The organism is Martelella sp. AMO21009, assembly GCF_053484295.1.
This window is the reverse complement of sequence record NZ_JBAKFR010000005.1, coordinates 96790-122373: the sequence shown is the minus strand read 5'-3', so window position 1 is coordinate 122373 and position 25584 is coordinate 96790. Positions and strand designations below refer to the sequence as shown.

At 62.4% G+C, this 25584-nt stretch carries 25 protein-coding genes; 19 read left to right on the top strand and 6 right to left on the bottom strand.

Annotated features, from left to right (window positions below; all coding sequences use genetic code 11):
• Window positions 1–1506, bottom strand: a complete 1506-nt coding sequence (locus V6766_RS08340; RefSeq protein ID WP_448465376.1) for an amidohydrolase family protein — start codon at window positions 1504–1506, stop codon at window positions 1–3.
• A 142-nt stretch (window positions 1507–1648) separates the two neighbouring features.
• Between V6766_RS08340 and V6766_RS08335 the strand changes: the two genes are divergently transcribed.
• The 9 genes from V6766_RS08335 (at window position 1649) to V6766_RS08295 (ending at window position 10296) form a co-directional block, all read left to right on the top strand.
• Window positions 1649–2635, top strand: coding sequence for a LysR family transcriptional regulator (locus V6766_RS08335; protein ID WP_448465374.1), 987 nt, complete (start codon window positions 1649–1651; stop codon window positions 2633–2635).
• Between the two features lie 163 nt (window positions 2636–2798).
• Window positions 2799–3830, top strand: a complete 1032-nt coding sequence (locus V6766_RS08330; RefSeq protein ID WP_448465372.1) for an extracellular solute-binding protein — start codon at window positions 2799–2801, stop codon at window positions 3828–3830.
• A gap of 86 nt (window positions 3831–3916) precedes the next feature.
• Complete coding sequence (locus V6766_RS08325) at window positions 3917–4765, top strand: ABC transporter permease (protein WP_448465370.1); 849 nt, start codon at window positions 3917–3919, stop codon at window positions 4763–4765.
• A complete protein-coding gene (locus V6766_RS08320; RefSeq protein WP_448465368.1) occupies window positions 4762–5556 on the top strand; it encodes an ABC transporter permease in 795 nt (264 codons plus the stop codon). Before V6766_RS08325 ends, V6766_RS08320 begins: the two co-directional genes overlap by 4 nt.
• 13 nt (window positions 5557–5569) lie before the next feature.
• Complete coding sequence (locus tag V6766_RS08315; RefSeq protein ID WP_448465366.1) at window positions 5570–6397, top strand: nucleoside phosphorylase; 828 nt, start codon at window positions 5570–5572, stop codon at window positions 6395–6397.
• Window positions 6390–7490, top strand: a complete 1101-nt coding sequence (locus tag V6766_RS08310; RefSeq protein WP_448465364.1) for an ABC transporter ATP-binding protein — start codon at window positions 6390–6392, stop codon at window positions 7488–7490. The genes V6766_RS08315 and V6766_RS08310 overlap by 8 nt, the downstream gene beginning before the upstream one ends.
• Complete coding sequence (locus tag V6766_RS08305) at window positions 7487–8422, top strand: carbohydrate kinase family protein (RefSeq protein WP_448465362.1); 936 nt, start codon at window positions 7487–7489, stop codon at window positions 8420–8422. The genes V6766_RS08310 and V6766_RS08305 overlap by 4 nt, the downstream gene beginning before the upstream one ends.
• A 3-nt stretch (window positions 8423–8425) precedes the next feature.
• On the top strand, window positions 8426–9478 hold the full coding sequence (locus V6766_RS08300) for an ADP-ribosylglycohydrolase family protein (protein ID WP_448465360.1): 1053 nt from the start codon (window positions 8426–8428) through the stop codon (window positions 9476–9478).
• On the top strand, window positions 9475–10296 hold the full coding sequence (locus V6766_RS08295; protein WP_448465358.1) for a creatininase family protein: 822 nt from the start codon (window positions 9475–9477) through the stop codon (window positions 10294–10296). The genes V6766_RS08300 and V6766_RS08295 overlap by 4 nt, the downstream gene beginning before the upstream one ends.
• Before the next feature lie 70 nt (window positions 10297–10366).
• Here the strand turns inward: V6766_RS08295 and V6766_RS08290 are convergent, their stop codons facing one another.
• The 3 genes from V6766_RS08290 to V6766_RS08280 all read right to left on the bottom strand — a co-directional run bounded on the left by V6766_RS08290 (window position 10367) and on the right by V6766_RS08280 (window position 13922).
• Entirely contained in the window at window positions 10367–11737 is a 1371-nt protein-coding gene (locus V6766_RS08290) for an aminotransferase (protein WP_448465356.1), read from the bottom strand.
• 55 nt (window positions 11738–11792) lie between these two features.
• Window positions 11793–13283 carry an NAD-dependent succinate-semialdehyde dehydrogenase gene (locus V6766_RS08285; RefSeq protein ID WP_448465354.1) on the bottom strand — a complete coding sequence of 497 codons (1491 nt, stop codon included), beginning with the start codon at window positions 13281–13283 and terminating at the stop codon, window positions 11793–11795.
• A gap of 150 nt (window positions 13284–13433) precedes the next feature.
• Window positions 13434–13922, bottom strand: coding sequence for an Lrp/AsnC family transcriptional regulator (locus tag V6766_RS08280; protein ID WP_448465352.1), 489 nt, complete (start codon window positions 13920–13922; stop codon window positions 13434–13436).
• A 63-nt stretch (window positions 13923–13985) separates the two neighbouring features.
• On the opposite strand from V6766_RS08280, the gene ehuR reads away from it, so the two are divergent.
• From ehuR to doeA, 9 genes are all read left to right on the top strand, one after another.
• Window positions 13986–15374 carry a MocR-like ectoine utilization transcription factor EhuR gene (gene ehuR, locus V6766_RS08275; protein ID WP_448465350.1) on the top strand — a complete coding sequence of 463 codons (1389 nt, stop codon included), beginning with the start codon at window positions 13986–13988 and terminating at the stop codon, window positions 15372–15374.
• 294 nt (window positions 15375–15668) lie between these two features.
• Complete coding sequence (locus V6766_RS08270) at window positions 15669–16691, top strand: TRAP transporter substrate-binding protein (protein ID WP_448465348.1); 1023 nt, start codon at window positions 15669–15671, stop codon at window positions 16689–16691.
• An 87-nt stretch (window positions 16692–16778) separates the two neighbouring features.
• Entirely contained in the window at window positions 16779–17360 is a 582-nt protein-coding gene (locus tag V6766_RS08265) for a TRAP transporter small permease (RefSeq protein ID WP_448432709.1), read from the top strand.
• Window positions 17361–17370: 10 nt separating this feature from the next.
• Complete coding sequence (locus V6766_RS08260; protein ID WP_448465346.1) at window positions 17371–18654, top strand: TRAP transporter large permease; 1284 nt, start codon at window positions 17371–17373, stop codon at window positions 18652–18654.
• Window positions 18655–18670: 16 nt separating this feature from the next.
• A complete protein-coding gene (locus V6766_RS08255; protein ID WP_448465344.1) occupies window positions 18671–19108 on the top strand; it encodes a universal stress protein in 438 nt (145 codons plus the stop codon).
• Between the two features lie 36 nt (window positions 19109–19144).
• Window positions 19145–19939 (top strand): aspartate racemase/maleate isomerase family protein, encoded by a 795-nt coding sequence (locus V6766_RS08250; protein WP_448465342.1) that lies wholly within the window; start codon window positions 19145–19147, stop codon window positions 19937–19939.
• Entirely contained in the window at window positions 19936–20934 is a 999-nt protein-coding gene (gene eutB, locus V6766_RS08245) for a hydroxyectoine utilization dehydratase EutB (protein WP_448465340.1), read from the top strand. The genes V6766_RS08250 and eutB overlap by 4 nt, the downstream gene beginning before the upstream one ends.
• A gap of 1 nt (window position 20935) precedes the next feature.
• On the top strand, window positions 20936–21934 hold the full coding sequence (gene eutC, locus V6766_RS08240) for an ectoine utilization protein EutC (protein ID WP_448465338.1): 999 nt from the start codon (window positions 20936–20938) through the stop codon (window positions 21932–21934).
• 32 nt (window positions 21935–21966) lie between these two features.
• Window positions 21967–23154: an ectoine hydrolase DoeA gene (gene doeA / locus V6766_RS08235; protein ID WP_448465336.1), complete on the top strand. Its 1188-nt coding sequence runs from the start codon at window positions 21967–21969 to the stop codon at window positions 23152–23154.
• A 103-nt stretch (window positions 23155–23257) separates the two neighbouring features.
• Here the strand turns inward: doeA and V6766_RS08230 are convergent, their stop codons facing one another.
• Both V6766_RS08230 and V6766_RS08225 read right to left on the bottom strand, forming a co-directional pair.
• Window positions 23258–23380 carry a hypothetical protein gene (locus tag V6766_RS08230; protein WP_448465334.1) on the bottom strand — a complete coding sequence of 41 codons (123 nt, stop codon included), beginning with the start codon at window positions 23378–23380 and terminating at the stop codon, window positions 23258–23260.
• A gap of 107 nt (window positions 23381–23487) precedes the next feature.
• A complete protein-coding gene (locus V6766_RS08225) occupies window positions 23488–24462 on the bottom strand; it encodes a sugar-binding transcriptional regulator (protein WP_448465332.1) in 975 nt (324 codons plus the stop codon).
• A 164-nt stretch (window positions 24463–24626) separates the two neighbouring features.
• Here V6766_RS08225 and V6766_RS08220 point away from each other — a divergent pair, with 164 nt between their 5' ends.
• Window positions 24627–25574, top strand: coding sequence for a sugar ABC transporter substrate-binding protein (locus V6766_RS08220; protein WP_448465330.1), 948 nt, complete (start codon window positions 24627–24629; stop codon window positions 25572–25574).
• Window positions 25575–25584: the final 10 nt, after the last annotated feature.

Here is a 25584-nt window from a genome sequence, read left to right as displayed (position 1 = left end):
CTACGCCTCCACGCGCGGATAAAGGCCGATTTCGCGCGTGATCGCCGTGTCGTACATCTGGTCGAGATAGGGCCGAACTTCGGCGGCGCCCTTGCTCATTTCCGGGCAGTGGTCACGCTCGAATTTTGCCGCCGCTTCGGCGATTTCCCCGCGCAGATCGTTCTCGTTTATTCTTGTGAGCTTGCGATCCTCCATCACCAGCTTGCCGCCGACGATCGAATGGGTAACGACATCGGAATTGACCGAGAAGGCGATCTTCTTGATCGGGTCATGCAGCGGCATGAAGCCCCAGTCGGTCTTGTCCATCAGGATCACGTCGGCGAGCATGCCTTCCTCAAGCGTGCCGACCTCCTTTTCCATAAGGCTGGAGCGCGCGGCAGACGTGGTTGCCATGTCATAGACCTCATGGGCCGAGATCCAGTCATTGTATTCGAATGTGCCGATCTTGTGCAGGCCGGCGGCCGCCTTGAAGGCCACGAAGATATCGGCGGTATCGGCCGACGCCACGCCATCGCAGCCGAGCGCGACATTGACGCCGGCATTCATCATCCGCCGTACCGGCGAAACGCCGGAACCGAGCTTCAGGTTTGCCAGCGGATTATGCGTCGTCGAGCAGCGGGCATCGCCCATCATGGCGATGTCTTCGTCGGTCAGCCAGATTGCGTGGTTCATGGTCAGCCGATGGGTCATCAGGCCCATGTCCTTCAGGAATTGCACCAGCGTGCGGCCATATTTCTCCTCGCCGGTCACGGCCTGGGTCTTGGTTTCCAGTACATGGCAATGGACCGGCAGGTCGCGCGCCTCGGAAAGGCTTGCCACTTCCTGCAGCAGTTTCTCCGAGCAACGTTGCGGGCCGCACGGGCCGAGAATGATGCGCATATTGTCCTTGCCGTGCCACTTGCCGGACAATTCCTCGAACAGTTCGATCTGCGCCTTCCAGTCCGGCGCGGGCATGGCATCGAGCCGCGCCTTCATTTCGGCTGGCACGAGATCGCCGACAAAGGGCAGGCTGTTGCAATAGCTTTCATCCCACATGGAGGCGGTGATCCAGCCGCGCAGGCCTGCGTCACGGAAGGCGCTCGCGGTTGCGTCGACCGCTTCCGGCGTGCCTGAGATGTTGATCACATCGTCCTGCAGCGTGGTGACGCCCGAGCGCAGCGAGATGATCGCGACCAGCATGGCGCGCAGATAATGCTCGCGCCATGTCATCGTCGGCGAGCCGAAGGGCGGATAGACTTCCGACAGCCAGATTTCGAGCGGCAGATTGTCATAGCGGCCCATCTCGAAGCCTTCATTGGAATGCATGTGGGCATCGATGAAGCCCGGCATGACCAGCTTGTCGGAAGCGTCAATCACCTGAATATCCTGAAAGGCGGCGGCGCGTGCCGAAAGATCACCGCCTTTGCCTATTATCCGGTCACCGTCGATCAGCACATCGCCGGTCGCAAAGCTGTGTGCGCCGGTCTTCTGGTTGATGACGAGGCCGTTCTTGATCAGGATTGCCATGCTTTACTCCGTTTGATTGCCGCTTCTGGTGAGGCGGCATGAAAATTGCTTGGGTATTTGCCGGGGATGAAATTGCGCCGGTCGGGCCGCTTGTGGTGGGAGCGATCCGGCCAGACGGAAACCTTGTGAAAGGAACAGCGTTTTGGCCACACCAGCCGGAGACCACGGTCTCGACCTGCGCCTGATGCGCATTCTCGACGTGCTGCTCGACGAGTGCAGCGTGTCGAAAGCCGCCACGATACTCGGACAGAGCCAGCCTTCCGTTTCGCTCGCGCTCAAGCGGTTGCGGGAAATTCTCGGTGATCCACTTCTCGTGCGGTCCGGCGTGAAGCTGATCCCGACGGAAAAGGGTATTGCGATCCGCGCCCAGGTCTCCAATATCCTGCGCGAGATCGACGCGCTCGCCATCTCCGAGGATACGTTCGATCCGGCAAGCTACAACCGCCGCTTCCGCGTTTACGCGGCCAATTGCCTCGGAACCTTCTTCATGCCGCGCATCGGCGAACTCGTGCGCCGCGAAGCGCCCAACATGCCGCTCGATTTCTGCGCTATTCCCGAGGAATCGCGGATATTCACCGAGCTGGAGGAGGGCAAGCTCGATCTTGTGATCGGCAACTGGCCGATGCCGCGCGACTATCTGCGGTTCGCGCCGCTGCTTGAGACCGACATTGTTCTCGTGATGCGCAACGAGCATCCGCTCGCCGGGCGCAGACGGATCGACCTTCAGGAATATCTGAGCCTCGACCATCTCTCGCCGACGCCGCATACGAGCCCGGCCATCAGTCCCATTGACGGACAGCTTGCCCAACTCGATGCCAAGCGCGAGATCGCCATGTCGGTTGCCGAATTCACGCTGGTGCCGCACATGCTGGCGCGCACCGATCTGGTGTTCACCAGCAGTCGACCCTTTGCCGAGCAGATGGCGCAGTCGGGCGGCTTTTCGATTGTCGGCGCGCCGGAGGAACTGGCCCGGATGAGCTTTTATACGCTGTGGCATGAACGGTCGCATCTCTCGCCCGGCAATCAGTGGTTCAGGAGATTGTTGCGCCGGGTTGCCAGAGAGATAAGCGAATTCACACCCCGTCCATCAAGTGAAACTTCGCCCGAAGCCATTAGCGGGCGCCAATAGAGTCTATTGGCGTCGGGGGGCTTATGAATGGTCGATTCCTGCCGTTTAATTGGTCTCAAGAGAGCCGGTCTTCCGCGGACCTCTTCTTGATATCCGGCAAGCGGTTCACATTGCCGCGATCCGGGTTCCAGCCAAACAGACAAACAAGGGGAATTGGAACATCATGCTGAAGAAACTGACCACAGCCCTTCTTGCCGGCGCCATCGCTTTGCCGGCCGCCGGCGCCTTTGCCGCTGACGATTATTCCGGCCACACGCTGGTCGTCGGCGTTTGGGGCGGCGATATCGAACGCCTGCTGCGCGAAAATGTCGCCGAGCCGATCGAAGAGGAAACCGGCGCTTCCGTCGAATTCGTTCTCGGCGGCACGGGCGACCGCATGGCCCGCATCTATGCGGAAAAGGACAATCCGACCATGGATGTCGCATTCCTCAATATGTACGAGGCCCCGCAGGCGCTTTCCGATGGCATCGTGCTGCCGCCGGACCCGGAAAGCGACATGTACAAGGCCATCTGGGACGGCATGAACAATGGCTGCTACGCCATGTCGCTGGTCGGCCTCGGCATCGCCTATAACAAGAACATCGTTCCGGAAGCCCCGGAATGGGAAGACATGTGGGACCCGGAATATAACGGCATGATCGCCGTTGCCCAGTATCCGGGCTCGGAAGGCGACGGCCTGATCGGGGTCGCGGCACGCCTTGCCGGCGCCGACGAGCATGATCCCGATGCCGCTTTCGAAAAGCTTCAGGGCCTGAAGCCGATTGCGATGACCTATACCAATCTCGATGAAATCTTCGCCATGATGGATGCCGGCGAAGTGGCGATGGCCCCGATGATTTCCGGCTACGTGCTTTCCGCTCTGAAGGAACATCCCGATATCGGCTTCTCCTTCCCGACTGATCCCGGCCCGGTTCTGGTGCGCGACATGCTGTGCCTGGTGAAAGACAGCCCCGAGCCGGAACTTGCCAGGATGTTCGCCGAAAAGGCGCTCGGCGTGAAAAACCAGACGGATTATGCCGAGCAGATCTTCTTCGGCCCGACCAATTCCGAGGTCGAACTCTCGGAAGCAGCCTCGGCTGACGTGATCGACACGCCGGAAGAGGTCGAGAGCCTTGTGCAGCTCGACTGGCCCTACGTCATCGAACAGCGCAGCGACTGGACCCAGCGCTGGAACAAGGAACTGCTCGAACAGTAAGCATCGCGATCATTGCCGCCGCGCCGAAACCGGCGCGGCGGCGTTCACCATTTCGGTGATGCTGCAATCCGGTAGATGTGATTTCCATGAACAAACGGGCGCTCATGCTGCTGATGCCGGCACTTGTCCTGTCGGGCGTCGTCTTTCTGCTTCCCTTCCTGTGGCTGTTGGTCACCAGTTTCAGGCTGCAGGGGGAAGGCTCGCTGTTGATGGCGGAAGGTTTTTCTGCGGCCAATTACGCCAGGCTGGTGTCCGATACATACTTCGCCGAGGTGTTCTTCCGCACAATCTGGATGAGCGCAGCGGCAACCGCGATTTCTCTTGTGATCGCACTGCCGATGGCGCGCCAGATCGCCGTCAGCGCCGGTCGCGCCAAGGGCCTGCTGCTGGCGCTCATTCTGGTGCCGCTCGTCTCCGGCGCGCTTCTGCCCACGCTCGGCATGCTGCATCTTCTGGGGCCCCTCGGCGTCATCAACTCCATCCTGAAGGACCTCGGGCTGATCACCCGCAGTGTCAAGTTTCTCGGCACGACGCCGGGCGTCATCATCGGGCTGGTGCAGGCCTTCCTGCCGCTGATGCTGCTGCCGCTCGTCAATGCGCTCTCCCGCCTGCCGAAGGATGTGGAGGCGGCGGCCGAAACGCTTGGCGCGCCGACACTCATCGTCTGGCGCCGGGTCATCCTGCCGCTGATCGCGCCGGGCATCATCGCAGGTTCGGTGCTGGTGTTCTGCGCCTCGCTCACCTCCTTCGTAACGCCGCAGATTCTCGGCCAGGGCAAGATCGCGACCTTCGGCACCATGGCCTATCAGCAGGCCTCGCTGGTGCTTGACTGGCCGTTTGCCTCGGCCATCGCGGTGGTCATGCTGGCCATTCTCGGGCTTGGCCTCGCCATCGGCTCGTTCGCCGCGAAATTGCTCGCCCGGAGGCCCGCATGAAAACCTATGGCTTTGCCGTTTCGGCCCGTTTTGTCTGGACCGTCCTTGCCTTCGTCTTCCTTCTGGCGCCGATCGCGGTGCTGGTCTTTGCCTCCTTCGACGATGCGAGCTTCTTCCGCTTTCCGCCCAATTCCTATTCGCTGCGCTGGTACGAGGCAGCGTTGGAAAGCCGGGAATACAAAAGCGCGCTGTCGGTCTCGGTGCTGGTCGCCTTGCTTGCGGGCTTCATCGCCGTCCTCTTCGGCGCAATGGCGGCCTTTGCGCTGGTACGTTACAGGCCTGCCGGCGGACGGATCGTCGAAGCGATCCTGATGACGCCGCTGGTGCTGCCGCTGATCGTCTGGGCGATCGCGCTTCTGCAGATCTATTCGCGCCTTGGCATGTCCGGCACGCTGCCGGCGCTGGTGCTTGCCCATGCGGTGATCACCATGCCCTTTTCCGTGCGCATCATGGTCTCGACCTTTGCCGATCTCGATCCGCTGCTGGAACAGGCCGCCGCCACGCTCGGTGCCTCACCCGGCCGCGTTGTCCGGCGCGTCACCCTGCCGCTTGCCATGCCGGGACTTGTCTCTTCCGCTGCCTTCTCTGTGCTGATCTCCTTCAACGATGTGATCGTTTCCTCGCTGATTGCGGGCGCGCGCTGGATCACCTTTCCGGTGCGGCTCTACGCCCAGCTTCGCAGCCAGGGCATCGATCCGATCACGCTTGCCATCGGATCGGCGATCGTCGCCTTCATCCTTGTCGCCGCGCTGATCGGCGAATTCATGTTCAAATGGTCACGCCGTCTTTGAGAAAGAAAGAACAATGTCCGAAGAATACCGCTACCTCAAAACCATGCCGCATTTCGTGCGCGACGGCGTGCCGCTGCTCACCGGCTTCAAGCGCGACCGCATCGCCCCTTACGTGGTGCTCGCCGTCAAGGATCCGCTGGTCGTCGGTGACGGCGCGGAGGAGGATTCCCTCGCCGCCGCTCTCGACAATGGCGAAGTCGCAGCCAGGACCGGCCTCTTCACCACGGTGACCGGCACCTATCAAGATGCTCCGGTCTCGATCGTTTCCGGCGGCTCCGGCTCGCCCGAGGCGGAGCTTGCGTTGATGGACCTGTTTAATTTCACCGATTGCACCACCGTCATCCGCATTGGTGGCTGCGGCGCGTGGAGCCCGAAGGTCGGCGTCGGCGATATCGTCATCTCCTCCGGCGCGGTGCGCGACGAGGGCATGACGAAAGCCCATGTGCGTGCCGAATATCCGGCGGTTGCCGACTGGCAGGTGGTCGGCGCGATGAAGGCGGCGGCCTATGAGATCGGCCATCCCTATCACATCGGCATCACCCGTTCGGGCGACAGCGAGTATTGCGGCTGGGGCAAGCCGGGGCCGGGCGGCTATCTGCAGGACGACCACAAGCAGATCATCGATTACTGGTGCCGCGCCGGCGTGCTCAACACGGACCGAGAGGCCGCCGCGATCCTGACGCTCTGCAGCCTTTACGGCCGTCGCGGCGGCGCGGTCTGCTCGGTCGGCGACAATGTGGTGACCGGCGATTTGCACAAGTCGGGCTCCGGCCAGACGGCGGCGATCACGGTCGGCCTTTCCGCCCTTGCGCGCCTTTTCCGGGAGGACACTGATGCCTGAGACACGCGCACCAGACCATCTGGTGATCCAGAAGGCGATGAAAAAGTATGGCAGCGGCGAGCCGGCGCTGAAGAGTGTGTCGCTCAATGTGCGCAAGGGCGAGTTCCTGGCACTGCTTGGCCCCTCCGGCTGCGGCAAGACCACGCTCCTGAAGATCATCGCCGGTCTTGAAAAGGCCACCGAAGGGCAGATGGCCCTGGCGGGCGAGGGGCTGGACGCGATCCCCACCTACAGGCGCGATATCGGCATCGTCTTCCAGTCCTATGCGCTGTTTCCGCACATGACGGTCGACGCCAATATCCGTTTCGGTCTCGATATGCGCGGCATCAGGGGAGACGAAGCCGATCGGCGCGTGGCGGAGGCGCTCGATCTCGTCAAGCTTGACGGGCTTTCCGCCCGCATGCCCAACGCGCTCTCCGGCGGCCAGCAGCAGCGCGTTGCCCTTGCCCGCGCGCTGGTGATCCGCCCGAAACTGCTGCTGCTTGACGAGCCGCTCTCCAATCTCGATGCGGTGCTCAGAAAAAGCGTGCGCGTCGATATCCGCGAGTTGCATGAACGCATCGGGCTCACCACGGTGATGGTCACCCACGACCAGGAAGAGGCGATGAGCATGGCCGACCGCGTGGCGGTGATGGCCGATGGCTATGTGCTGCAGCACGACACGCCCGAAATGATCTACGAGCACCCCGCATCGGCTTTTGTGGCAACCTTTGTCGGCAGCCCGCCGGCGATCCTGTTGCCGGTGGAAAGGACGGCCAGGGGCTACGGCATTGGCGGCACGGTCTTCACCCCATCCAGGTCTCTCGCCGCCGCAATCGCGATGCAAGAGGGCAAGCCGGTGCTACTGGGGCTCCGCTCCGACCGGCTCTCCTTCGCCGATGAACCCGGTCCGCTGACGATCACCGGTGAGGTGCATTCCAGCGAGTATATCGGCGGCTCCTGGCTGGTGCATGTTGCGCTCGGTGAACATCGTATTGCAGTGCCGACGCGAGCGCGCCCGCCGGCATTCGGCAAGGCGGTGCATATCCGCATTGATGAGGCCGAGCCGCTGCTGTTTGATCCCTTAACCGGCGCGAAGGTGGCGCTTCCATGAGCGGCGCCGTCTATTGTCTCGGCCCGCTCGTCCTCGACCGGGTGCTCACGGTCGACGACCTGCCCGGCCATGATGAAAAGGCCTTCATCAAGAAAAAGGAAGAACGCGCCGGCGGTCCGCCGCTGAATTGCGCCTGGGCGCTGAGCCGGCTCGGCGAGGATGCCCGGCTGGTGTCGATCATCGGCGATGACGGCGAGGGCGCGATCCTGATGCAGTGGCTCGCCGAACGCGACATGAGCACCGAGGCCGTTGACGTCAAGGCCGACAGTGCAACCGCATCCGCCACCATCATCGTCGACCGCACGGGCGAGAAGGCGATCCTGATTGATCCGGTGCCCGTCGAAACGCTGGCGGTGATCGGCGACGCGGTGACGCTGCAGACAGATGACACGGTCGTGTCCAATTTCTTCCATCCGGAGGCCGTGGCCCGCATGTTCGACCGCGCCGCGGAAAAGGGCATCGACCGGTTGATTGATCTCGAACTGCCGGAAATCGAGCGCTGGGGCTGGCAGGCGATGGAAAACATCCTTCCCTTCGCCTCGCTGGTCGTCACCAACCGGCAGGTTTTGGAAGCGTGGATGGCGCGCAGCGGCAATGAACGGCCGATCGATGAGGCCGCTGAAGAGCTGGCGCGCTTGCTCGCCGCCGATGGCAGCCGCAAGGCGGTCGTCACCCTCGGCTCCGACGGGCTGGTCGCTATCGACGGCGATGCGGTTCACCGCGTCGGTGCGTTCAGGGTGACGCCACGCAATACGACCGGCGCAGGCGATGTGTTTCTGGCCGGCCTTGCCGCAGCCATCAGGCGCGGAGGCCGGTTTGGCGCGGCGCTGGTCTTCGGCACGGCGGCCGCCGCGCATTTCCTGGAAACGGGACGGTGCGACGGCGCAGCCGCGGAGGCGCTGATGAAGGACAAGATGAAGGAAAGACTGTAGAAAATGGCAACCACGTCGAAAGCAATCGAGGCCGTGTTGTCGGCCGCCTGTGTCGCCGACGCGCTGGGGGCCGCCACTGAATGCATGCACCCGGACGAAATCATCCGCGTTTTCGGCGGGCCGGTAACGACCTTTCGCACGCCGCCGGAGAAATCGCCCTTCGCCAGGGGGCTCGCGCCGGGCCGGCTGACGGATGACGCCACGCAGATGCTGGCGATGGCCAGGCGGATTATCGGGCTTGATCGCCCGCCTGTCTCCGCCGATGCGATTGCCGGTTTCATCGACTGGTCGCATGACGAGGAAATGTTCCAGCGCTTTGCCGGCCCGACGACCCGCATTGCCGTGGAAGCGATGCGCGCCGGCGCGCCCGCAGAGGCGGTGGCCACGCCGGAGGTCTATTCATGCATGTTCGGCACGTCGAACGGCGGCGCCATGCGCGCGCCGACGGCAGGCTGCGCAGCCGCCGGCAATCTTTCGGAGGCCGTGCGCATTGCCTGCCTGATGTCGGCGCCGACGCACAACACCCAGATTGCCTATGCCGGAGCTTCCGCCGTTGCCGGCGCGATCGCCGTCGGGCTTTCGCCCGCGCGGTCGATGACGATTGTCGAGGCAGCACTTGAAGGCGCGCGGCTTGGCGAGGCGGAAGCGCATCGCAGCGGCCGTATTGTCGGCGGCGCAGGCGTTGCCCGCCGCATCGAGATCGCGGTCGAGATCGGTATCCGCTACAAGTCGGATATCGAGGCCGCGCGCTCTGAACTGATCGAGGTGATCGGCAATGGCGTTGCCATGGCGGAGGCCGTGCCGCATGCTTTCGGCCTCGTCGCCGCCGCGGACGGCGACCCGTGGCAAGCGATCGTCGCAGCCGTCAATGGCGGCAATGACAGCGATACGATCGCGATGATCGCCGGTTCGATTGCCGCCGCCTGGAACGGCGCGGAAACCATTCCCGCTGCGCTGATCGAGGAGGTCTCGCGCGTCAACGGGCTTGATCTCGCGCGCATTGCCGAGGGGCTGGCAACATTCAACGCACAGGTGATTGCAGGAGAGCAGGGATGAAACGCTACTGGCTGGAGATGACATCGCCGGAACATGCGGCGCTGCCGGAAAACACCGTCGCGGTGCTGCCCGTCGGGGCGACCGAGCAACATGGCCCGCATCTGCCGGTCGGAACCGATTGCCTGATCAACAACGGCATCGTCGCAGCCGCGCTTGAGAGGCTCGGCGACGACATCCCCGCCGTGGTCCTGCCGCTGCAGCCGGTTGGCGCGTCGCAGGAACATCTCGACTATGCCGGTTCGCTCGCCCATCCCGCGTCCGATTTGATGCAGTCCTGGACGCGGGTGCTCGATTGTGCGGTACGCTCCACGGGGCTGAAACGCATCCTGATCTTCAACAGCCATGGCGGACAGTCGGGGCTGCTTGCGGCCGTCGCGCTCGACCAGCGCGTGCGTCACAATATCCTCGGCGCCTATGCCACCTGGTTCGATGCCGGCTATCCCGATGGGCTTTTCACCGAGGACGAGATCCGCACCGGCTTTCACGGCGGCGATATCGAGACATCGCTGATGCTGGCGTTGTACCCGGACCTGGTCGTCAGGGAAAACCTTGATGATTTTCGCTCATCGGTCGATGAAATCGAAGCAAGCACAGGGCAGCTTTCCGCCAATCCCGGCGGCGGGCGCCTCGGAGGCTTGGGCTGGAAGGCGCAGGACCTCAACCCTGACGGCGTGACCGGCGATGCGAGCCGGGCAACGGCCGAAAAGGGCAAGGCGCTGCTGAACCATACGGCGCAGCGCCTCGCGACCTTGATCGAGGACCTCTCAAACGCGCCGATGCCTGCGGACAACTGGCCGCCCGAGAAATATCGGGCTTGAGGGCTGGGTGTTGATAGCCACCCCTCCGCGCGCGTTACCATCGTGCTCGACCCACTACCCGCGACGATGCTTAGCCGAGCACTTCTTTCACCGCGTCGACGGTGGCCGAGACGATGGTGTCGGCTTCCGCATGGGTCAGGCAGAAGGGCGGGGCGTAGCCGATGATATCGCCCTGCGGCATGGCGCGGGCGATGACGCCGCGCTTGAGCATGGCGGCGGACACCGCCGGTCCGATTTTCTTGGACGGATCGAAGAAAGCGCGGCTGTCGCGGTCCTCGACGAACTCGACGGCGCAGAGCATGCCTTCGCCGCGGATCTCACCGACATTGGCGTGGTCGCCGAGCGCGTCGGACATGGCCTTGTTGAGATAGGCGCCGGTCTCGCCGGCATTTGCAACAAGGTTCAGCTTGTCGAGAAGCTGCAGGTTGGCAATGCCGGCCGCCGCGCCGATCGGGTGCGCGGAATAGGTCCAGCCATGGCCGATCGGGCCGTTCTCGTCGGTACCCTGCTCGAGGACTTTCCACACCTTGTCGGAGATGATCGAGCCGGACAGCGGAGCATAGGCCGAGGTCAGCCCCTTGGCGATGGTGATGATGTCGGGTTCGATGCCGTAACGGGCAGAGCCGAACATGGTGCCGAGGCGGCCGAAGCCGGTGACCACCTCGTCGGCGATCAGCAGGATATCGTGCTTTTTCAGCACGTTCTGGATGGCTTCCCAGTAGCCGGCGGGCGGCGGCACGATACCACCGGTTCCAAGCACCGGTTCGCCGATGAAGGCCGCGATCGTGTCGGCGCCTTCCCGCTCAATCAGGGCTTCGAGTTCACCGGCGCAATGCGCGACGAAATCATCTTCCGACATCGCCAGGTCGTCGCGGCGATAGTAATAAGGCGCTTCGGTGTGAATGACGGTATCGAGGGGCAGGTCGAACTTCTTGTGAAACAGTTCAAGCCCGGTCAATGAACCGGTCATCAGGCCCGAGCCGTGATAGCCGCGCCAGCGGGAGATGATCTTCTTCTTCTCGGGGCGACCGAGGATGTTGTTGTAGTACCAGACGAGCTTGATGTTGGTCTCGTTGGCATCCGAACCCGACAGGCCGAAATAGACGCGGCTCATGTTCACGGGCGCGCGGTCGATGATCATCTTGGCGAGCGTGACCGAGGCTTCGGTGCCATGGCCGACATAGGAGTGGTAGTAGGCCAGCTCCCTGGCCTGCTCGGCGATGGCGTCGGCGACTTCCCGGCGGCCATAGCCGATATTGACGCAGTAGAGGCCGGCGAAGGCGTCCAGCAGCCTGTTGCCCTCGCGATCCGAGATATGGACGCCTTCGCCGCCGGTGACGATCCGGTTCTTCATTTCGCCACGGGCGAACTGGCCCAGATGGGTCGAGGGGTGGAAGAAGTGGTCGTGATCCCACTGGTCAAGCTGGTCGTTGCGAAGCATCGGCTTTCCTTTCGATTATCGTCCGTGCGTGTTGTTGCGAGGGTCCGCCGCGGGCTCACGCCCAGTCGCGGCAGACATATTTGACTTCGGTGAAGGCTTCCATGCCGAGACGCGAACCTTCGCGTTCGAGGCCGGACTGCTTCATGCCGCCAAAGGGGATCGGCGCGCCGGTGACCTTGGTGCGGTTGACGGCGACCATGCCGAACTGCAGCGCCCGGCTGGCGCGATAGATGCGGCGCGGGTCCTGTGTATGAAGATAGGCGACGAGGCCGTATTCGGTGTCGTTGGCGCGGGCTAGCGCTTCCTCTTCGGTGTCGAAGGGCGCGATCGCGGCCACGGGGCCGAATGTTTCCTCATGCATGATGACGGCGTCGGCGGGCACATCGGCAAGCACCGTCGGCTGGAAGAAGAGATCGCCCGCCTCGTGCCCCTTGCCGCCGGTCAGCACGCGCGCGCCCTTGCTGACGGCGTCCTCGACATGCTGGCGCTGTTTGGCGACGGCCTTTTCGTTCATCAGCGGGCCGATATCGGGATCGTCCATGCCGATGCCGACCGAGAGCATGGCGGTGCGGGCGGCGAATTTCTCGCAGAAAGTCTTGTAAACCGAGCGTTCCACGAAAAAGCGGTTGGCGCCGAGGCAATCCTGGCCCGAGGTTGCGAACTTGGCCTTGATCGCCTCGTCGATGGCCTGGTCCATGTCGGCATCGGCAAAGAGAATGAAGGGCGCATGGCCGCCGAGTTCAAGCACGAGGCGCTTCACGGTGTCGGCGGAGCGCCGATAGAGATGCTTGCCGATCTCGGTGGAGCCGGTGAAGGACAGCGCGCGAACGCGGGGATCGTTGAGCCAGGGCTCAACGATTGTGGCGGCACTCCCGGTGACGACGTTGAAGACGCCGGCGGGAAGTCCTGCGCGTTCGGCAAGTTCGGCCAATGCGAGCGCGGAGAACGGGGTCTCGGCGGAGGGATGAACCAGCACGGTGCAGCCGGCGGCAAGGGCCGCCGCGGCCTTGCGGGTGATCATCGCCGAGGGGAAGTTCCACGGCGTGATGAGCGCTGCGACGCCGAGCGGCTCGCGCCAAACCTCGACTTCGGCATCACGCAGGTGCGAGGTCACACTCTCGATATTGGGGCGCTTGGCTTCCTCGGCGTAGAACTCGATGAAGGCCGCAGCATAGTCGATCTCGCCCCGTGCTTCCGAGATCGGCTTGCCCTGTTCGAGCACCATGATGCGGGCCAGGTCCTCACGATGTTCGCCCATCAGCGCGAACCAGCGCCGCAGGATCGTCGAACGCTCCTGCGGCAGGAGGCTCGCCCATGCGGGAAAGGCCGTCTGCGCGGCGTCGATTGCGGCGGCGCTGTCGTCACCGCTCAGCGCCGCGATTTCGCCGAATTCGGAGCCGTCCGCCGGGTTGGTCACGCTGAGCGACGCGCCGTCGGTTGCAGCCGTCCACTTTCCGTCAATGTATGAGAAGCTGCGGAGCAGTTTGGGATCGTCGAGACGTGACATGTCCCGGCGGTCGGTATCGATGCGGTGCGCTTCTGCCATGTCTCTCTCCCGTTTTGTCCGTGGTGGATCGCCGCTCAGGGCGGAGCGATCGGATGCGTCGAGACTATCGGGCGGCCGGCAGTCGGTTCCTCTTATCGGAATGTCCCGGGCAGAGGATTCCTCTTTTTTGCGGGGCGAAAGGGAGAGAAATCAACCCTTGCCGGGGGGCGGCAGCAGGGCCTCGAAGGGAATGCGGCCCGATTTGACGGGCTTGGTGACGACATAAGTGAAGTAGCGCGCAAAGCCCGCGCCTTCGCCGAGCAACTGGTCGATCATGCGCTGATAGGTGTCGATGTCCCTGCAGACGACATGCAGCAGATAGTCGTAGCCGCCCCCCAGCGCCCAGCAATTGACGATCTCGTCGTAGCGCTCGACGGCGCGCTCGAAACCCTGCATGGTTTCGACACGGTGATTTTCGAGTTCCGCCATGACGAACACTTCCACATGGGCGGCGATTTTCTTCAGGCTGATTTCCGCACGGTAGGCGGAAATAATGCCGGCCTTCTCCAGCCGCTGAAGCCGTTCCCAGCAGGGCGTGGCCGACAGGGAAACGCGCCTGGCGAGCTCCGTCTTGGAAATGCGTCCCTCGCGGTCGAGAACGGACAGGATCTTGATATCGCGGTCGTCGAGCTTGATCATTGCGGGTTTCCAAAGAATGGCGAGGGGCTTGTCAATTGTCCCTTTTTCGGGTCACACTAAATCATGACAATATGGCCTCCACAACCCGGGACGCTTCGTCGTCCCGCTTATCGTTCGCTGGCCGACGCGGTTATGCAAGCAATTGAAAGCGGTCAACTCAAGCAGGGTGACCGTCTGCCCACCCATCGCAATCTCGCCTACGATCTGGGACTCAGCGTGCAGACGGTGGGGCGCGCCTATGACGAGCTGATCAGGCGCGGCGTCATCAGCGGCGAAGTGGGTCGCGGCACCTTCGTGCGGGGCACCGGCAACGAGACCCGCACACCCTATCTACCGCGCAATCCCGACGGCCCGATGATCGATCTGTCGCTGCTGAAGCCGGTGCTCGAGCCTATGCATGCCGCGTTGATGAAGCAGGCTCTGAAGGATCTCGCTGACGATCTGCCAACAACGATCTACGCGTCGTTCAGGCCGGCCACCGCGCTCGGGAAATACCGGGAGAACGCCATAAAGTGGCTAAAGCATTGCGGAATCGAGCTGCAATCGCAGGGGGTTATGATCACCAACGGGTCGAGCCCCGCAATGGCGCTGGCAGTTCTGACCGCGGCCAATTGCGGAGACCTGATCGCAGCCGAGACACTCACGCATCATACGCTCAAACCCCTTGCCGGCTATCTCGGCTATCGCCTGCGCGGGGTGCCGTCCGACGACCAGGGCATGATCCCCGAAGCGCTTGAACGGCTGAGCCAGCGCGAGACCGTTCGCGCGGTCTACCTGATGCCCGCAGGCCTTGGTCCCCAGGCCCGGATCATGCCGGAAGAGCGGCGGCGCGCGCTCGTCGAGGTCGCCCGGAAACGCGATATCATCATCATCGAGAACGATGCCTGGGGGCCGATGCAGGCCAAGCGGCCGGCGCCGATCGCCAACATGGCGCCCGAGCGGACCTTCTATTTCACCGGACTGACAAAATGCGTGATGCCGGGCCTGCGGCTGGGCTTTCTCGTCATGCCCGAGGCGCTGGAGGCCGCGACCGCCAACCGCCATCTCGTTGTCAACTGGATGGCAACGCCCATGCTTGCGGAAATAGCCGCGCGCTGGATCGAGGACGGGACCGCCGAGAAGCTTGCGCGCTACCAGGCCGAGGCCTTCGCCGAACGCAACCGGCTGGCCGAGATCATTCTGGCGGGCGTCCCCTTCAGATCCTCGCCGAACGGCATGCATATCTGGTTGCCTATGCCCCCCGGCTGGAGCGAGGACGATTTTGTCTCCCATGCCCGCCAGCAAGGCGTTGCGGTGGCACCCGGCGGCGCATTCGCGATCGCCGACGACTATCCGGAGCCGGCGGTGCGCGTGTGCCTCGGAGGGCAGTCGATCGAGACGCTTGACAGTGGTTTGAGGGTCATCAGCCGGATTATCCGGAGCCGCTTCGAGCCGGCGCTTTTGACCAACTAGGGTTGCCGCCTGCTGCCGGTTCGTTCGTTCCAAGGCCAAGCCAAGCCTGCCGTCCGCCCCTGCTCGGAATTGTAATGATTTAATATAATCATTGACTCTAAATTGTCATTGTTTCACCGTTGTCAAATCAGAACAATAATAAAACTAGAGCGGGAAACACCGGCACGATCAATTCGGATCGTCGAAGCCGGAGAGAGCGCAGACCGAATTCAAGGCAATATTCCTGCCCGGTATCGCCGTGGCAGGCCCGTATGCCATTGCGGTCGCGCACTAACACAATGGGAGCAACCATTTATGCGCATTAACAAGCAGATCCTTTTCAGTTCCATTGCTGCGACCGTGATGACCGTCGCCGGTCTCGGTAGTGCACATGCAGCCACCTGGAAGTACGCCTTCGAGGAAGCCATGGACGAGGTGCAGGGCAAATACGCCCAGAAGTTCAAGGAAGTGATCGAGGCCAATTCCGACCACCAGATCCAGCTCTTCCCGTTCGGCACCCTCGGTGAATCCGCCGACATCATGGAGCAGGCCCAGTCCGGTATCCTTCAGTTCGTTGACCAGTCGCCGGGCTTCACCGGTTCGCTGATTCCGGAAGCCCAGGTCTTCTTCGTGCCGTACCTGCTGCCGACCGACCAGGAACAGCTTGCGCGTTTCTACAAGGACTCCAAGGCCGTCAACGAGATGTTCCCCGAGCTCTATGCCGAGCAGGGTCTTGAACTCCTCACGATGTTCCCCGAAGGCGAAGTCGCCATGACCACCAAGGAGCCGGTGGAAACCTGCGCCGACCTTGAGGGCGTGAAATTCCGGGTCATGACCAACCCGCTGCTCGTCGAGAGCTACAAGGCATTCGGCGCGACGCCCACTCCGCTGCCCTGGGGCGAGGTCTACGGTTCGCTGCAGACGAACATCATTCAGGGTCAGGAAAACCCGACCTTCTTCCTCTATTCGACGAAGCTCTACGAGGTGACCGACTACATCACCTATGCCGGCCACAACAATTTCACCACGGCGGTGATGGCCAACAAGGACTTCTTCGACGGACTGAGCGAGGAAGACCAGGCGCTCATCGAGAAGGCCTCGAATGAAGCCTACGACTACATCGTCGACTACCAGAAGGGTCTTGCCGACTCCGAGCTGAAGAAGATCACGGATGCCAAGCCCGAGATGACGGTGACGGTGCTGAATGAAGAGCAGCGCAAGTGCTTCAAGGAAGCCGCTGCGGACGTGGAAGAGACCTTTATCGAGATGACCGGCGAGTCCGGCAAGAAAATTCTCGACCAGATGAAGGCCGATCTGAAGGCTGCCGAAAAAGGCTAAGGCCCGATACGTCCGGACCAACACCAAGGAACAGGACCGGGCGGGTTGCAGCCCGCCCGGTCTCTTTCAGTATCGGGAACTTATGAGATGACCGACAGCGGCGACAGTATTGACCGGCATGAATCCACTTTACCCGGCGTTCTGGGCGTGATCGACACGACCATCAGCCGAATAGAATCCTTCTTTCTCGCCACCGGCGTCCTGCTGATGGCACTGAATACGGTCGCCAATGTGGTGGGCCGTTTCGCGTTTCAGCAAAGCATTTTCTTCTCCGAAGAACTCAACCGCATTCTCATCATTCTCATCACATTCGCGGGCATCTCCTATGCAGCGCGGCACGGACGCCACATCCGGATGTCGGCGATCTACGATGCCCTGCCGAGCAATGTCCGGAAGCCGCTGATGATAGGCATCGCGCTGGTGACCGCGCTCTTCATGTTCGGCCTTTGCTATTACTCGATCGGCTACCTTCTGACGCAGGCATCGCGCGGTCGCGTGCTTCCCGCCCTTCAGATTCCCGTCTGGATCACCCTCGTCTGGGTGCCGGTCGGCTTCTTCATGACCGGCGCGCAATATGTGCTGACCGCCATCAAGAACATGACCTCGCGGGACATCTATCTCTCGACCAGTGTGCTTGAGGGATACGAAGAAGACGAACTAGAGATCTGAGGACGCAATCATGGCAGCTACAATTTTCATCGCGATGATCGTCCTACTGCTTCTGGGTTTTCCGATGATGATCCCGCTCATCGTCGGCGCCTTCATCGGGTTCTTCGCGATGTTCGGCGGCATGGGGCAGATGGAAACCATGGTCCAGCAGATGCTGGCCGGCATCCGTCCGGCGTCGCTGATCGCGGTTCCGATGTTCATCTTCGCCGCCGACATCATGACGCGCGGACAGTCGGCCGGACGTCTGATCGACCTTGTGATGGCTTTTGTGGGCCATGTCCGTGGTGGTCTCGCCGTCTCCACGGCGGCGGCCTGCACGCTTTTCGGCGCGGTCTCCGGTTCCACGCAGGCGACGGTGGTGGCCGTCGGTTCGCCGCTTCGGCCGCGTATGCTGAAGGCAGGCTACAAGGACAGCTTCATCCTGGCGCTGATCGTCAACGCCTCCGACATCGCCTTCCTGATCCCGCCGTCGATCGGCATGATCATCTACGGCGTCGTGTCCAATACCTCGATCGCCGAGCTGTTCATCGCCGGCATCGGCCCGGGCCTGCTGATCCTCGTGCTGTTCTCGATCTACAGCTACATCTACGCGGTGCGCAACAACGTGCCGACCGAGGAACGGGCAACATGGTCCGAGCGCGGCAGGGCGCTGCTTGCAGCCCTCTGGCCGATGGGCTTTCCCGTCATCATCATCGGCGGCATCTATGGCGGGGTCTTCAGCCCGACCGAAGCTGCAGCGGCCTGTGTGCTTTATGCCTTGCTTCTCGAAGTCGTGATCTTCCGTTCGATCACGGTTGGCGAGGTCTACCAGACCGCCAAGTCGACTGGCCTGATCACGGCCGTGGTGTTCATCCTGGTGGGCGCAGGTGCTGCCTTTTCATGGGTGATCTCGTTTGCGCAGGTGCCGCAGGCGATCCTCGGCGCCATCGGCATTACCGAGATGGGGCCGATCGGCGTGCTGTTCGTCATTTCGATCGCCTTCTTCGTCGGCTGCATGTTCGTCGATCCGATCGTCGTTATCCTCGTGCTGGTGCCGATCTTCGCGCCGGTCGTGGATGCCGTCGGTCTCGATCCGGTGCTTGTCGGCGCCATCATCACGCTGCAGGTTGCAATCGGTTCGGCCACGCCGCCATTCGGCTGTGACATTTTCACGGCGATCGCGGTGTTCAAGCGGCCCTATATCGAGGTGATCCGCGGGACGCCGCCCTTCATCCTCATTCTTATGGGTGTCGCGGTGGCCCTGATCTTCTTCCCGCAGATCGCACTCTTCGCGCGCGATCTGGCATTCAGATAAACCGGGAGGAAAAGGAATGTTCAAAACGATTGTCGTTGCCGTCGACGGGTCGGAAGGCTCGAAGAAGGCCATCCGTTACGGCGCCCAGATGCAGGCGCAGTATGAGGGCGAGCTTCTCATGCTGACCGTATACCGGCACCATTCATTGCTCGAGGGCTCGATGTCGATGGTGCGTCCGCAGACCCCGGAGAATATCGACGACGCCATGCGCGGCTATGCCAGGGAAGTGGCGGACGAGGCCAAGGTGCTGGCCAGGGAAGCCGGCGCCACCAAGTTTCGCGCCTTCATCAAGAGCGGCCAGCCGGCGCGCACCATCGTGAAGTTCTCCGCCGATCACGGCGCCGATCTGATCGTGGTCGGCAGCCGGGGCATGGGCGATATTGAGGGTTTTCTGCTGGGCAGCGTTTCCCATAAGGTGACGAGCCTGGCGTCGTGTCCAGTACTGGTCGTCTGACGCCGCGGCGCGTCTGTGCGTTTCCCGGAGAGCATGATGGCAGAGCCACGAGTTACCATGTCGCCACAACAGATCGGCTATGAGAGCCCTGGCGCAACCGCGCGCTTCGGCCTCATCGCCCTTGCGACCGACATGACGACGGAGCCGGACTTCGTGCGGATCTTTCCGCCCGAGGCCATCGTGCACACGACGCGCGTGCATTACGCCAATCCGACGACGCCGGAAAACCTGCGCAAGATGGCGCCGCTTCTCACCGATGCCGCGGCCCTTATCACGCCGGGCGTCCCGCTCGTCGGCATCTGCTATTCCTGCACGTCCGCTTCGGCCACGATCGGGGTCGAGACGGTCGAGCGGTCGATCCATGCCGTGCGGCCCGGCATCCCGGTGGTGCTGCCCACCGGCGCCTCGACGCTCGCTTTCAAGGCGCTTGGCGTGCACCGTATTGCCATCGTCACGCCCTATCTGCCGGAAGCAAGCGAGGCCGTTGCCGGATACTTTGCGTCGCAGGGCTTTGATGTCGCCAGCCATCACTGCCTGGGGCTGGCCGATGATCGCGACATGGCGAGGCTCTCGAAGCAGACGATCGTCGAGGCGGCAATGGCGGCCGACGGCCCCGATAACGAGGCGATATTCCTTTCGTGCACAGCCATGCCCGCGGTCGGCGCGATTGCCGAAATCGAGGAGCGAACCGGAAAGCCGGTGGTGACATCCAACCAGGCGAGCGCCTGGGAAATGCTGCGCCGCGGCGGGTTCAATGACTGGCGCCCCACCGCGTACGGGCGACTGTTCACGCTTCAGCTTGACGGCGTGAACGCAGGATTTGCGGCATGACCCAATCGGATTTCATCGGTATCGGAGAAATCGAGGCGGCGCGCGAACGCATTGCTGCGACCATCCGTCAGACGCCGGTCAATGTCTCCGAAACGCTTTCGGCGATTTCCGGCGTGCCGGTGCACCTCAAGCTCGAACATCTGCAGCATACCGGCAGTTTCAAGCTGCGCGGAGCGGCCAATGCTGTATCCCTTCTGTCAGACGAGGAGCGGGCGGCAGGCGTTGTCGGCGTGTCCACCGGCAATCACGGCCGGGCTCTGGCGTATGCCGCGAAGGCCTCCGGCGTGCGCTGCGTGATCTGCATGTCGCGGCTGGTGCCGCAGGTGAAGGTCGACGGCATCCGCTCGCTTGGCGCGGAGGTCCGCATCGTCGGCAGGTCTCAGGACGAAGCCCAGGCCGAAGTCGAGAAGTTGGTCGCCGAGGGCATGACGATGATCCCGCCCTTCGATCATCCCGCGGTGATCGCCGGGCAGGGAACGCTGGGCCTCGAAATCGTCGAGCAGATCCCCGATGTCGAAACCGTCGTCGTGCCGCTTTCCGGCGGCGGGCTGATTGCCGGGGTGGCAGCCGCCTGCAAGGCGCGGAACAAGAATATTCGTATCGTCGGCATCACCATGGAGCGCGGCGCAGCGATGATTGCAAGCCTGAAGGCGGGCGCGCCGATCGCGGTCGAGGAACTGCCGACGCTTGCCGATTCCCTTGGCGGCGGGATCGGACTGTCGAACCGCTACACCTTCGCCATGACCCGCGATCTCGTCGATGAAACCTTTCTGCTCAACGAAGCCCAGATCGCCACCGGCATGCGCCACGCCTATTGGCAGGAGCGGCAGATCGTCGAAGGGTCCGGGGCGGTGGGGATTGCCGCGATCCTCGCGCAAACCTTCAAGCCGAGAGGGCCGGTCGCGCTCATCCTGTCCGGCGGCAATGTGGACATGGAGCAGCATTTCCGGGTCATCGGCGGCGAGGATGTCGACCTTATGAAAGGGGTTGCCTGAGATGCCGAAGATCAAGATCCTCACCCAGTCCGATCTTATGAAAGCCGTGCCGCTCGACGGCGAGGCCGTCGATTGCGTCGAGAACGCCTTTGCGGCCCTTGCCGGCGGAAAAGTGGTCATGCCTCCGATCCTGAGCCTCGCGATCAAGGAAGCGAATGGCGAAGTCGACGTGAAGACGGCCTATGTGCCCGGTCTCGACAGTTTTGCCATAAAGGTCTCGCCCGGCTTCTTCGACAATCCAAAGATCGGTCTGCCGAGCACGTCCGGGCTGATGATGGTTTTCTCGGCCAGGACCGGAGTTCTCGAAGCGCTGCTCCTCGACAACGGCTATTTGACCGACGTGCGTACGGCGGCCGCCGGCGCGGTGGCGTCCAGGCACTGCTCGCGCGAGGATTCCGCGACGGTCTGCATTTTCGGCGCGGGCATGCAGGCGCGGCTTCAATTGCAGGCGCTGATGCTCGTCCGTCCGGTAAAAAAGGCGCTGATCTGGGCCCGCGATATTGCCAAGGCCGAGGCGCTGGCCACGCGTGTCGCCCGCGAGGACGGCATTGCGGCTGTGACGGTGGTCGATCCGCAAGCCGCCGTCGGCGCGGCCGATATCGTGATCACCACGACGCCCGCGACCGAGCCCGTCCTGAAAGCGGATTGGCTGAAACCCGGCCAGCACGTCACCGCCATGGGTTCCGACCAGCATTCCAAGAACGAAATCGAGCCGGCATGTCTCGCCAGGGCCGATGCCTATGTGCCCGACCGCCAGTCGCAGACCGCGGAACTCGGCGAACTGCGTTCGGCGATTGCGGCGGGCGTTGTGCCTGCCGAAAAGAAGTTCGCGGAACTCGGAGACATCATCACGGGCGCCGCCAGGGCCCGTCTTGCGCCTTCCGACCTCACCATTGCCGACCTGACCGGAACCGGGGTTCAGGACACGGCCATCGCAACGCTCGCCCTCAAGAGGGCAGCTCAACTGGATCTCGGCGTAGCGTTCGACTCCGAGGCATGATCGGCAGTCATACGGCACAGAAAGCAACAGGCATGTCCGCACCGCAACTAGCCTTTTCACGCAGCGAGTTTGCCGAGCGCATCGAGAAGACGCGCAAGGCCATGGAAGACCGTGAGGTGGAGGTCCTGATCGTCTCGGACCCGTCCAACATGGCCTGGCTGACAGGCTATGACGGCTGGTCATTCTACGTGCATCAGTGCGTCATCGTCGGTCCCGACGGCGACCCCATCTGGTTCGGCCGCGATCAGGACCGCAACGGCGCCAGACGCACCTGTTTCATGGCGGAAGACGACATGATCGGCTATCCGGATCACTATGTGCAGTCGGATGTTCGCCATCCGATGGATTTTCTCGCCGCGCGGCTCGCCGAGCGCGGCTGGGACAGGAAGCGAATCGGCGTGGAGATGGACAATTACTGGTACACCGCGCAGGCCCATGCCTCGCTGCGGCAGCACCTGCCCAATGCCACCTTCGTCAACGCCAACAGCCTGGTGAACTGGCAGCGCGCGGTGAAGTCTGATCAGGAGCTTCTCTACATGCACCGTGCGGCCCGCATCGTCGAGCGCATGCACCAGCGGATCTTCGAGAAGGTCGAGCCCGGCGTTCGCAAATGCGATCTGGTGGCCGATATCTACGACGCCTCCCTCAGGTTCGACGATGATTTAGGCTTCGGCGGCGACTATCCGGCGATCGTGCCGCTCCTGCCATCGGGTATCGACGCATCCGCGCCGCACCTGACCTGGAGCGACGAGCCGCTGCGGCTGGGCGAAGGCACCTTCTTCGAGATCGCCGGCGTGTACCGCCGCTATCACTGCCCGCTGTCGCGCACGGTCTTCCTCGGCAAGCCGACAGAGACTTTCCTCAGCGCGGAAAAAGCCGTGCTCGAGGGTATGGAAGCCGGGCTCGAAATGGCGCGCGCCGGCAATCTCTGCGAGGATGTCGCAAATGCCTTCTTCGGCGTCTTGAAGAAATACGGGATCACCAAGGACAATCGCACCGGCTACCCGATCGGTCTCTCCTATCCGCCGGACTGGGGCGAACGCACCATGTCGCTGCGCCCGGGCGACAAATCGGTGCTTGAGGAAAACATGACCTTCCACTTCATGACCGGCCTGTGGATGGAAGATTGGGGCTTCGAGATCACCGAAAGCATCGTCATCAAGGAAGGCGGGCCGGAGTGCCTCGCCAACGTGCCGCGCAAATTGTTCGTGAAGGGCTGAAGACATGGCGACCAGTCCGATTTCGCCAACCATCGCCTGCGCGACCTTCGGATGGATGAAGAAGATCAAACCGCCAGCCGAAAGCGTGCGCCGATAGCTTTCTTCAAAGCGGAGCGGGCTTCGGATCGTCGCCGTCAATGAGCGGAAAATCAAGCCGGCTGGCGAGCCGGCTTCCAAGGGTGCTCTTGCCGCTGTTGCTGACGCCCATGACGACGTTATGCTTCAACGACCCTGTTCTTGCGGACCTGCCGGGTAGTGACTGTCTGCGGTCGACCAATGCGCATTTGGTCCGAAGTCATCCAATACCCTGGCGGGCGTTTCGTTATTGCATTTTCAGGACATTTCAGCCAGCAGACATGCCGTATCGCCGTCGACGATGAGTGTCTTGACGATGCCGCTCTTCAGAAGGGCAAGCGTTGCATCAGCCTTCTCCAGGCCGCCCGATAGCAGGACCGTATGGGTCCCGCGCAGCGTTTCGAAATCAACGGCAAGCGTGCGATGATTCAACTCGTGATCCACCGGCGTTCCATCCTTGTCGAAAAAAATGCCGTTCGTGTCGCCGACCGCTCCGGCGGCATGCAACTCGTCGAGTTCGGCTTGCGAAATCATGTCGGACTGCCGCAGAAGTGAGCGCTTCGTGAGTTCGCCCACGGAAATGATCGCCAGATCCGGCTGGCGCGCCATGTTCAGCACTGATCGCACGGTCGTCTGCGACAGGAGCACGTTGCGGTCTTCGGGAGTGTTCGCAATGAAAGGCACTGCCAGAAAGTAGCCTTCGGCGCCCGTCGCGCGGGCAAGCGCCTGAACCACTTCGAATGGATTGAAGGCGCTATTGGCGGTCAGAGATCCCATCAGGCTGACAAACCGCGCGTGCGGCGCGTTGACGCCGGCGAGGTTGCGCGTGATCTGGTCCAGCGTTCGTCCCCATCCCGTGCCGATTGTCGCTTTGGGATGGTGGTGAAGATATTCGCGGAGAAGCCTGGCGGCGAGCGAGCCCACGGCCCGGCGCGGGTAGTCCACGAAATGCCCGGGTAATGCATCGCTGCCTGAAAGGCCAAGAGTCGGCGAACAGATGCAGCGCTCGAGCGCGAATCGCTGCCGGAGCTTGTTTTCGATCCCCAAAAGGCCGGTGCTCCCTGGATCGATTGAAATTGAGACAATGCCTGCGTCCTTGGCCTCTTGCAGCAGCTTGTTGACGCGGGCGCGAGTCGTGCCAAGGCGATTGGCCGTCTCTTCCTGGTTGAGCCCGCCGACATAGTAGAGCCAAGCCGCACGGCCCATCAGTTCGTAATCATCACTGTCTTTCATGCTTCACTTTTAGCCGTTGTCTCAAGTTCTGACAATTCACCGAATCGCACTAAATTACATTTGTATCGGCGCTTGACAAAAGTAATTGATGGTCGCAATGTTAAGGAGTGGACGCGGTTAGGAGGACTGCGCACGCTTCAATTCCGAAGAGGAGGGAATAGATTATGTCCAGATACATGTCCGCTTATGTCATCGGCGCCTCGCTGTTTGCTTTCGGCTCCGGCGCTGCCATGGCCCAGGACAGTCTCGATGTCGCCTGGGTTCATTCCAACGCCGCGGCGCAATCCGAACAGCGGGTGAAGGCCGGCTTTGAGGAGTGGTTGGGCGAGAACGGCTATGACTGGAATGTGAGCTTCCTGGACAGCCAGGGCTCGGGTGAGGCGACGGCATCAAACCTGCAGGACGCGGTTTCGCGCGGGGTCGACGCCATCATCATCACCATGTCGGATCTGCGCGCTTCGAAGGCCGCGATCGATGTTGCGCTTGAAGCCGGCATTCCGGTCTTTTCCGTCGACAGCGGCTATATCGACGGCGTGCAGGTGGATGTGACGACGAACAATTGGGCCATGTCGGCTGACGTATCCCCCTATCTGCTCGATCAGATGGGCGGTGAGGGCAACCTGATCTTCCTGCGCATGGCCGAGCATCACGGCACCCGCAAGCGCGGCGATGTCATGCAGGTGGTGTTGCAGGAATATGGCGACGTGAACGTGCTCGCGGAGCACAATATCGACTATACCGCCTTCTTCGAGGACACGACTTCGACGATGCAGGATTATGTCGCCCGCTTCGGTGAGGACATTGACGCCGTATGGGCGCCGTGGGACGAGCCGGCCCAGGCCGCGATCAATGTGATGAAGTCCGCCGGCCTGACCGATGTGAAGGTGATCGGCATCGACGGCCATCCCCAGGCCGTTGCCGAGGTCTGCAAGCCCGACAGCATGATGATCGCGACCGTCAGCCAGCCGTTTGAGGAAATGGGCGCGCAGGTCGGCGACTGGATCGAGCAGATCGTCGGCGAGGGCAAGGCCCGCGCGGATGTTATCCCGAGCGACATCGTCTATCTCGACGCGCCGCTGGTGACCAAGGCGAACTGCAAGGACTTCATGTAGTCCGGTTCCT

Bases quoted from the DNA above. Each gene is read 5' to 3' on its own strand.
- V6766_RS08340 (WP_448465376.1), bottom strand. From the start codon at position 1,506: ATGGCAATCCTGATCAAGAACGGCCTCGTCATCAACCAGAAGACCGGC.
- V6766_RS08330 (WP_448465372.1), top strand. From the start codon at position 2,799: ATGCTGAAGAAACTGACCACAGCCCTTCTTGCCGGCGCCATCGCTTTG.
- V6766_RS08325 (WP_448465370.1), top strand. From the start codon at position 3,917: ATGAACAAACGGGCGCTCATGCTGCTGATGCCGGCACTTGTCCTGTCG.
- V6766_RS08320 (WP_448465368.1), top strand. From the start codon at position 4,762: ATGAAAACCTATGGCTTTGCCGTTTCGGCCCGTTTTGTCTGGACCGTC.
- V6766_RS08315 (WP_448465366.1), top strand. From the start codon at position 5,570: ATGTCCGAAGAATACCGCTACCTCAAAACCATGCCGCATTTCGTGCGC.
- V6766_RS08310 (WP_448465364.1), top strand. From the start codon at position 6,390: ATGCCTGAGACACGCGCACCAGACCATCTGGTGATCCAGAAGGCGATG.
- V6766_RS08305 (WP_448465362.1), top strand. From the start codon at position 7,487: ATGAGCGGCGCCGTCTATTGTCTCGGCCCGCTCGTCCTCGACCGGGTG.
- V6766_RS08300 (WP_448465360.1), top strand. From the start codon at position 8,426: ATGGCAACCACGTCGAAAGCAATCGAGGCCGTGTTGTCGGCCGCCTGT.
- V6766_RS08295 (WP_448465358.1), top strand. From the start codon at position 9,475: ATGAAACGCTACTGGCTGGAGATGACATCGCCGGAACATGCGGCGCTG.
- V6766_RS08290 (WP_448465356.1), bottom strand. From the start codon at position 11,737: ATGCTTCGCAACGACCAGCTTGACCAGTGGGATCACGACCACTTCTTC.
- V6766_RS08285 (WP_448465354.1), bottom strand. From the start codon at position 13,283: ATGGCAGAAGCGCACCGCATCGATACCGACCGCCGGGACATGTCACGT.
- V6766_RS08280 (WP_448465352.1), bottom strand. From the start codon at position 13,922: ATGATCAAGCTCGACGACCGCGATATCAAGATCCTGTCCGTTCTCGAC.
- ehuR (WP_448465350.1), top strand. From the start codon at position 13,986: ATGACAATATGGCCTCCACAACCCGGGACGCTTCGTCGTCCCGCTTAT.
- V6766_RS08270 (WP_448465348.1), top strand. From the start codon at position 15,669: ATGCGCATTAACAAGCAGATCCTTTTCAGTTCCATTGCTGCGACCGTG.
- V6766_RS08265 (WP_448432709.1), top strand. From the start codon at position 16,779: ATGACCGACAGCGGCGACAGTATTGACCGGCATGAATCCACTTTACCC.
- V6766_RS08260 (WP_448465346.1), top strand. From the start codon at position 17,371: ATGGCAGCTACAATTTTCATCGCGATGATCGTCCTACTGCTTCTGGGT.
- V6766_RS08255 (WP_448465344.1), top strand. From the start codon at position 18,671: ATGTTCAAAACGATTGTCGTTGCCGTCGACGGGTCGGAAGGCTCGAAG.
- V6766_RS08250 (WP_448465342.1), top strand. From the start codon at position 19,145: ATGGCAGAGCCACGAGTTACCATGTCGCCACAACAGATCGGCTATGAG.
- eutB (WP_448465340.1), top strand. From the start codon at position 19,936: ATGACCCAATCGGATTTCATCGGTATCGGAGAAATCGAGGCGGCGCGC.
- eutC (WP_448465338.1), top strand. From the start codon at position 20,936: ATGCCGAAGATCAAGATCCTCACCCAGTCCGATCTTATGAAAGCCGTG.
- doeA (WP_448465336.1), top strand. From the start codon at position 21,967: ATGTCCGCACCGCAACTAGCCTTTTCACGCAGCGAGTTTGCCGAGCGC.
- V6766_RS08225 (WP_448465332.1), bottom strand. From the start codon at position 24,462: ATGAAAGACAGTGATGATTACGAACTGATGGGCCGTGCGGCTTGGCTC.
- V6766_RS08220 (WP_448465330.1), top strand. From the start codon at position 24,627: ATGTCCAGATACATGTCCGCTTATGTCATCGGCGCCTCGCTGTTTGCT.